Here is a 7,573-nt window from a genome sequence, read left to right as displayed (position 1 = left end):
TCACCGAGAACACCATCAAGTACCACCTGCGGAACATTCTCGACAAACTGCACGTCAAAAATCGCGCACAGGTCATCGCATACGCGATGCAGCATCGCCTCGTACCCCTCGATCCACCCTCGTAGCGCAGAACGGCCCGCTCAGGTGGGTGGGCCGCGCGCCACCCATCAAGGACCACCCCGGTGTTTCTGGCGGAGGCCTGGCACGGGTGCGTACGCTCTATTCGCAGCCAGGATTCGAGGAGGCGCACCCAGTGCTTCGGCCAGTAGACATCATGCTCATCGAGGACAACCCGGCTGACGTACGGCTGACCCAGGAAGCGCTGAAGGAAGCCTCCGTCCGGAATCGACTCACCGTCGCTACAGACGGCGCACAAGCCATGGCGATGCTGCGCCACGAGACCCCCTACGGCAGCTGTCCGCGGCCCGACTTCATCCTGCTCGACTTGAATTTGCCGCGGAAGGACGGCCGCCAGGTCCTGGCAGAGATCAAGGCCGACGAGCGTTTGCGCCAGATTCCCGTGGTCGTCCTCACGACATCCCAGGCCACCGAGGACGTGCTCCAGAGTTACGATCTCCAGGCGGCAGGATTCATTACGAAGCCAGTCGACCTGGACGAGTTTCTGGCGGTGATCGCCGGAATCGACCGATTCTGGTTCTCTATCGTGACCCTTCCGCCCAGTACTCCGGGGGATCCGCCGCCGATCGCCTGACAGCGGACCGTCCCGAACGACACCGCGGCCGTGTGATAGGATTCGTGGTGTCGCCCTCGGCGAGTGACACAGACCTCGGAGTAGCGGCCCTGGACTCGCGCCCGTTTGTTGCGCTCCTCATTGAAGACAACCCGGGCGATGCGCGCTTGATTCGCGAGATGCTCGCGGAGCTACCGAGCCGATCGGTCGAGATCGAGCACGCCAACAACTTGACCACGGGCTTGGAACGAATCGCCGCCGGCGGCGTCGACGTCGTGCTGCTGGACCTGAGCCTGCCCGAGGCGCAAGGCCTCGACACGTTTCACCGCGCACGGGCCGCGGCCCCGGAGCTCCCGGTCATCGTACTCACCGGGTTGGCCGATGAGTCGCTCGCGATCCGCGCCGTACACGAAGGGGCCCAGGATTACCTATTCAAGGGGGACGTGCGCGGCGACCTTCTGTTCCGATCGATCCGCTATGCCATCGAGCGCAAGCGGCTCCTCGAAAGCGAGCGGCTCGCGCGGGCGGAAGCGGAAGCGGGACGCGCGCGCGTGCGCGCCATTCTCGACAGTGCGCCCTACGGCATTCTGTTTTTCGACTCCCAGGACGGCCACATCACGACGAACCCGGAGGCCGTGCGTCTACTCGGCCGCCCCATCGAGCCCTATGGCGGCCGCGCCCAGCTCCTGGGGATCGTCTGTCGACCGGACGGCCACCCCTGGGCGGAGCACGAGCTATTCGCGAGCCGAGCCCTCGCGGGCGAGACCGTAGCACAGGAGGAGGAGCTGCTGCGGCGGCCCGATGGCAGGGAGATTCCCGTGCTTGGGAGCGCCCGCCCGGTGGTCGACGGCGACGGCGAGGTCCGAGGGGCCGTGGTGATCCTGCAGGACATCTCCAGGCTCAAGGACTTGGAACGGATGCGGGAGGAGTGGACCTCGGCGGTGGCCCACGACCTTCGCCAGCCGGTCGCCGCCATCACCGCGTTCGCCAACCTGCTCGAGATGTTCGCCGAGCAAGCGGCGCCAAACCCGCAGGAGAAGGCTGCGCTGAGCCACATCCTCGCCAGCTCCCGCCAGCTCTACCGCATGATTGGCGACGTGCTGGATGTGTCTCGGCTCGGGGCGGGCCAGCTTCGGCTGGAGCGCACCAGCGTGCATCTGGATCGGCTCGTACCGGAGGTGGTCGACCGGTCGGGCGATGTCCTGGAGGGGCATCCGGTGCAAATGCGCTTCGAAGGTGACCTTCCCGCCGTCGACGCCGATCCCGCTCGCGTCGAGCAGGTGCTGGTGAATCTCCTCTCGAACGCGGGGAAGTACGGCGAGCCCGAGTCAGAGGTCCTGGTAGAGGTTCACCAACAGGACGGATCGGTGCACGTCGCGGTGACCAACCGTGGCGTTGCGATTCCGTCCGACGAGCTGCCCCATCTGTTCAACCGATTCTTCCGTAGCCGCGCGGCGCACGTCCAGCGGATGCCGGGTCTCGGGCTCGGCCTCTACGTGTGCAGGGAGCTGGTGGCGGCCCATGGCGGCAATATTTGGGCCGAGAGCGCCGGCAATGCGACAACCGTGCGCTTCTCGCTACCCATCGCCGCCACCGCGTCCACCGTCCCGGAGCGCTCGACCGTGGATGCAGGCCCATAGCGCTACGACGCGCCACGGCGCGGTCTAGCGTGCCAGGGCGTCCCCGAGCGGAACAAACGGGAGGCCGACTGCCTCCGCCACGGCGCGATGGGTCACCACACCCCGGTACGTGTTCACCCCGGCGGCCAGCTCCGGAGAGGTGACCGCGCTCTGGAAGCCGCGCTCCGCGATGAGCCGAACGTACGGGAGCGTCACATTCGTGAGGGCGATCGTCGACGTGCGCGGCACCGCGCCCGGCATATTGGGCACCGCGTAGTGCACCACATCATGCAGCGTGTATGTCGGATGCGTGTGGCTGGTCGGACGGATCGTCTCGACGCACCCGCCCTGGTCGACCGCGACGTCGACGATGACGGAGCCCGGCCGCATCGTTCGGACCATCGCCTCCGTCACCAGGCGCGGCGCCCGCGCTCCCGTGACCAGGGCGGCTCCGATCACGACGTCCGCGGTCTGGACAGCCTCCGCGATTGACTCGGGATGCGCCGCCATCGTCGTGGCGCGCCCGTTCAATGTCGTGTCCAGCGCGCGCAACCGGTCGAGCCCCCGATTGAAGACGGTCACGTCTGCGCCCATGCCCAACGCGATTCGAGCGGCATTCGCTCCAACCGTGCCGGCGCCGAGGATGATGACGCGGGCCGGAGCCACGCCCGGCACGCCCGCGAGGAGCAGCCCGCGCCCGCCGCCGACGTGCGTGAGGAGCTGCGCGGCGACCTGGGGCGCCATGCGGCCGGCGACTTCGCTCATCGGCTCGAGGATCGGCAGTCGACCATCGGCGGACTGAACCGTCTCGTAGGCGATGCTCGTAACCGTTCGCTCCACGAGCTGGCGGGTCAGCTCGGGCTCCGCCGCGAGGTGCAGATAGGTGAAGAGAATCTGCCCGGCCGCCAGCATGGCGTACTCAGCCGGAAGCGGCTCCTTCACTTTCACCACCATCTCGGCAGCCCACACGGCCGCCGCGTCTTTCTCGATGCGCGCGCCCGCATCCGCGTATTCGGCGTCGGCGAATCCGCTCCCCGTGCCGGCGTCGGCCTGGACCACGACCGTATGGCCGGCTGCGCAGAGCGCGTGGGCGCCGCTTGGCGTCACGGCGACGCGCCGCTCGCTGTCCTTGATCTCCTTCGGCACCCCGACAATCATTCGCTTCTCCCCTGTTGGTGCGGTCGCACGAGAGGCGATTGTTAGATGACCTGGAGCTGGAAATGCATACCCAGGGCGTAGTGGTTCCGTGGCCGACCATCCACGGTGCTGGTCACGAAGCAGCCGAACTCGTACGTGCCTGGCTGGAGCGTGGCATCGAAGCTCTGCGTCTGACCGGTCGGCACGTCCTCAACGTCCCCCGCCACGTTCTGGAGGTAGTCCTTTTCTTCGACGTCCTGCCCGGCTTCTTTTGCCTGAACCATCTCCTGGAGGCGCGGCTGGTTCTGTGGATAGACCCACAGCTCGTGCTGGTTGGTCGTGCTCTGGTTGGTAAAGACGAGGTGAACCTTGCCGGCCGGCACCGAAACCTTGTCCGGCGTAAAGGCAAAGTCAGCACCGCTCACGTTGATGGTGGTGACCGGCGCCGAGCCCCTATTGCAGGCCGAGAGCAGAACGGCGGCGGGTGCGATGAGCGCTATCGCCAGCACGGTGGCGCGGCGTCCCCACGGGCAGCGCGTGATGCTATTCATGAACGCATATCTCCTCCGCACGAAGATCGGGAGTCCTGTGAGAAGTGTGCACCCATCAGCACCTTAGAGCAACGTTTCGATATTGGCACGACTCCAACGCGGCCCCTCCTTTTGGATAGCCACGAACTACCGCGCTGGCTGGTGCCTCCGTGATCGGCCGATTGCTTACACTTGGCGGGCAGAGGTGGTGACGGATGACAATCCCGCCGGGGCATCCGCGGTCGGAGGCCGACGACCGGTCAGAACCGGGAACGAGTACGCGCCGAGCGCTCCTGGCTCGGGTCGGCGCCGGGCTGGGCGCTTTTCTCGCGGCGGCGCTGGGCGTGCCGGTCATCGGCGCCATCGTCTCGCCCGCAGGCCGCCGCGACGAGTCTCCTTGGATCTCCCTGGGTCAGGTCGCCGACTTCGCCGTCGGCCAACCACGCATGGTTCAGTTCGGGATCCGCCGTGCCGACGGATACCTCCAGACAACGCTCCCCCGTGCGGTATGGGTGTATCGATCGACGGAAGAGAACGTGGTTGTGCGCAACGCTCGGTGCACCCACCTGGGGTGCCTCGTGGGCTACCGCGCCGAGTCCAGCACGTTCGTCTGCCCGTGTCACGGCGGCGTATTCGCGCGCGATGACGGCCGCGTCCTCGATGGGCCACCGCCGAGAGCCATGGATGAGCTGAGGTATCGGATCGACGGCGGACTCTTGATGACGCAGTACCAGGACTTCCAGGTCGGCGTCCCGAACCGGGTCGCGCTGTAGGCGCCGCCATGCGATTCGTCCGCGCGGGCTCCCTGGGCGAATGGCTCGAAGAGCGAGCCGGGACCACGACGCTGGGCAGGACGCTGTTCCTGCGCAATGTGCCCCTCGGCGTCGGGTTGCTCTACACGCTCGGCTTCGCCGCTCTCTTCGTGTTCACCCTGCAGCTGGTGACCGGCGTCGTCCTGGCCCTGTATTACGCGCCGACTCCGGACCACGCGTATGAGAGCGTGTCGTACATCAACGATCGCGTCGCCTTCGGCCGCCTCGTCCGCGGACTTCATCACTGGGGCTCTAGCGCGATGGTGGTCCTCGTGGGCGCGCACCTCGTCGTCGTGTTCACGCTCGCCGCCTACAAGCGCCCGCGGGAGGTGACGTGGCTCCTCGGCGTTGGGCTCCTCGCCCTCACCCTCGCCTTTTCGTTCACGGGCTACCTGCTCCCATGGGATGAGAAGGCGTATTGGGCGACGAGCGTTGGGACGAACATGGCCGGGACGATCCCGCTGATTGGGGACTTCGTTTTGCGGCTCGCGCGCGGGGGCACTGAGCTGGGCGCCGCCGCTCTCACGCGCTTCTACGCCCTCCACACGCTTCTCCTTCCGGGCGCGTTGATCTCGCTCCTGGTCGGCCACGTCGCGCTGGTGATCTGGCATGGCGTGTCCGTGCCACCGACCCTCTGGAATGCCGAGCAGGCTGCGGCGGAGCGCCTTCGCGAAGAAGAAGCGACGCGGGGTTATCGGCCCGACGCGGCCCGCTACGCATTCTTCAAGCAAGCGGGGCGCCCGTTCTGGCCCGACATCATCGTCGAAGACCTCACCATCGCCGTGGTGGTGTTCCTCGTGCTCCTGGGTCTGGCGATGGTCTTCGGCGCGCCGCTCGAGGCGCCAGCCGACCCGACGAATACCGCATACATCCCGAGGCCCGAGTGGTATTTCCTGTTCCTCTTCCAGCTCCTCAAGTATTTTCCCGGTCAGCTCGAGTGGGTTGGGGTGGTCCTGCTGCCGCTCCTGGCGTTCGTGGCGCTCGTTCTCCTACCGTTCCTCGACGCGGGAAGCGAGCGTCGCCTCAGCAAACGGCCGATGGCCAGCGGTGTGGCGGTCCTACTCGCCGGGGGAATCGGATTCCTTACCACCGCGGCGATGCTGACGACGCCGCCGGCCGGGGTGGAGGAGCACGGCGTCCGCCTGACGGCGATGCAGGTCCTCGGCCGAACGCAGTACCGCCAGTACTGCGCCGGTTGCCACGGCGCGAGCGGAGAGGGGACCGCCGAGGCGCCATCGCTGGTCGGTGAGGGCAAGCGCCGCGATGCAAACTACATCCACTCCTACATCGAGGAGCCGCAACGGATGTCGCGCACGGCCATCATGCCCGCATTTCTGGGGCAGCTCAGCCATGAGGATGTGGAGGAAGTGGCGCAATACGTCATGTCGTTCTCGGAGGGGAGCAAATGACCGCGCTCGGCGACCGCGCCGGCATCGCCCTGGTCGCGCTCGCACTACTGGTAGGCGTGCTGCTCGCCGTCGTGGTGAACCGATTCTCGATGACCGCCGCTCCCGGAGCGCCGCCGGCTGCGACGGCTCCATCGACGAGCGCGCAGGGGGGCGAGGTCGATCTGACTCACGCCGACCGGCAGGCGGGCCGTCTCGTATTTCGTGCGCAGTGCCAGGAATGCCACACCGAGGGCCGACAGTCCTTCGATATGGCCACAAGAGAGCGCACGGCCCTGATCCGGACCCAGGTTCGGCGGGGCTCCGCGCAGATGCCCGGGTTCGCGCCGGACCAGCTCTCGGACGATCAGCTCGTCAACGTCATCGCCTACATCGCGATCCCGTCGGAGCCGGAGCCACCGGACGTGTCGCCGCCGCCGGTCCGCGGGGTGAACTTCGACGTGCTCGAAGCGAGCGGGGCGCCGGGCCAGAGCCCGTCCGTTCGGTTCCGCATCCGGGACAACGCGGGGCAGGCCATCGCGCCGTCCGAGATGACGGCCCTGAACCTCACCGTTGCCGGCCCGACGGTCGACTACCAATGGGCGCAGCGCGAGGACGCTCGGCGGGCGGAAAGCCTGCCCGACGGCTCCGCGCGCTACGTCTTTCGCGCCCAGCTTCCCGCCGAGGCGCAAGGCACGTTTGCCGTCGCCACCGAGGGCTATTTGGAGTTTCCCAGCGCCGTTGCCGGCGTCCCACCCGCTCGCGACGTTGGCTACAACACGGTCTTCTACTTCCCGGTCACGGATCCCGCGCCGGTGCCGCGACGCCAGATCGTGAAAACGGAGAACTGCAACGCCTGTCACGGGACGCTGGCGACGCATGGAGGCACGCGCCGCAACACCGAGTTTTGCGTCATGTGCCACAACGCGACGCAAAGTGATGCTGATAAGCGGATGGCGGTCGGCGGGCCACTGCCACCCGAACCGGTACAGTTCCGCAACTTCATCCACCGAATCCACACCGGCGAGGACCTCACGCGTCCGTTCGTCGTCTACGGCGGGTCCCCGACGGCGCCGCAGCCGGTCGATCTCGCGGCCGTCCACCCCTTTCCGAAAGACCGGGCGAACTGCGCGCTGTGCCATGTACAGGACTCGTACATGATCAGCCAGACCCTCGAAGCGTCGGCGGCGCTGCGCGTGATCCTGGACGGACAGGTCGTACGCGAGCTTCCGCCCGTGACGGCTGCGTGCACGGGGTGCCACGACAGCCCACAGGCGTTTGCCCACGCGGCGAGCCAAACGTCGGGCGGGGTCGAGTCGTGCGCGCTCTGCCACGCCCAGGGACGACCGTATTCGGTCACGACGGTCCATCGCGTTTCCAGCTCGCCATAGCATCGGGT

Annotated in this window: 8 protein-coding genes; 6 read left to right on the top strand and 2 right to left on the bottom strand. The window is 67.3% G+C overall.

Annotation, left to right across the window (positions count from 1 at the left end):
- The first annotated feature begins 14 nt into the window (after positions 1-14).
- The 3 genes from VFC51_19565 (at position 15) to VFC51_19555 (ending at position 2,331) form a co-directional block, all read left to right on the top strand.
- Positions 15-125 carry a hypothetical protein gene (locus VFC51_19565; GenBank protein HZT09228.1) on the top strand — a complete coding sequence of 37 codons (111 nt, stop codon included), beginning with the start codon at positions 15-17 and terminating at the stop codon, positions 123-125.
- Positions 126-274: 149 nt separating this feature from the next.
- Positions 275-712 (top strand): response regulator, encoded by a 438-nt coding sequence (locus VFC51_19560; GenBank protein ID HZT09227.1) that lies wholly within the window; start codon positions 275-277, stop codon positions 710-712.
- 47 nt (positions 713-759) lie between these two features.
- A complete protein-coding gene (locus tag VFC51_19555; GenBank protein HZT09226.1) occupies positions 760-2,331 on the top strand; it encodes an ATP-binding protein in 1,572 nt (523 codons plus the stop codon).
- A 24-nt stretch (positions 2,332-2,355) separates the two neighbouring features.
- On the opposite strand, the gene ald is transcribed toward VFC51_19555, so the two are convergent.
- Both ald and VFC51_19545 read right to left on the bottom strand, forming a co-directional pair.
- Positions 2,356-3,468, bottom strand: a complete 1,113-nt coding sequence (gene ald / locus VFC51_19550; GenBank protein HZT09225.1) for an alanine dehydrogenase — start codon at positions 3,466-3,468, stop codon at positions 2,356-2,358.
- Between the two features lie 41 nt (positions 3,469-3,509).
- The gene (locus VFC51_19545; protein HZT09224.1) at positions 3,510-3,998 is read right to left on the bottom strand and encodes a cupredoxin domain-containing protein; all 489 of its coding nucleotides are present in this window, start codon (positions 3,996-3,998) and stop codon (positions 3,510-3,512) included.
- 194 nt (positions 3,999-4,192) lie between these two features.
- Between VFC51_19545 and VFC51_19540 the strand changes: the two genes are divergently transcribed.
- The 3 genes from VFC51_19540 to VFC51_19530 are packed head-to-tail and all read left to right on the top strand — an operon-like array spanning position 4,193 to position 7,565.
- Positions 4,193-4,750, top strand: a complete 558-nt coding sequence (locus VFC51_19540) for a Rieske (2Fe-2S) protein (protein HZT09223.1) — start codon at positions 4,193-4,195, stop codon at positions 4,748-4,750.
- Positions 4,751-4,758: 8 nt separating this feature from the next.
- Positions 4,759-6,198, top strand: coding sequence for a cytochrome b N-terminal domain-containing protein (locus VFC51_19535; GenBank protein HZT09222.1), 1,440 nt, complete (start codon positions 4,759-4,761; stop codon positions 6,196-6,198).
- Positions 6,195-7,565, top strand: coding sequence for a c-type cytochrome (locus VFC51_19530; GenBank protein HZT09221.1), 1,371 nt, complete (start codon positions 6,195-6,197; stop codon positions 7,563-7,565). Before VFC51_19535 ends, VFC51_19530 begins: the two co-directional genes overlap by 4 nt.
- The last annotated feature ends 8 nt before the right edge of the window (positions 7,566-7,573 follow it).

This window comes from Chloroflexota bacterium (genome assembly GCA_035652535.1).
Classification (GTDB): Bacteria; Chloroflexota; UBA6077; order UBA6077; family SHYK01; genus DASRDP01.
Note: the sequence above shows the minus strand (reverse complement) of the source record. Positions and strands in the feature narration are given on the sequence as shown.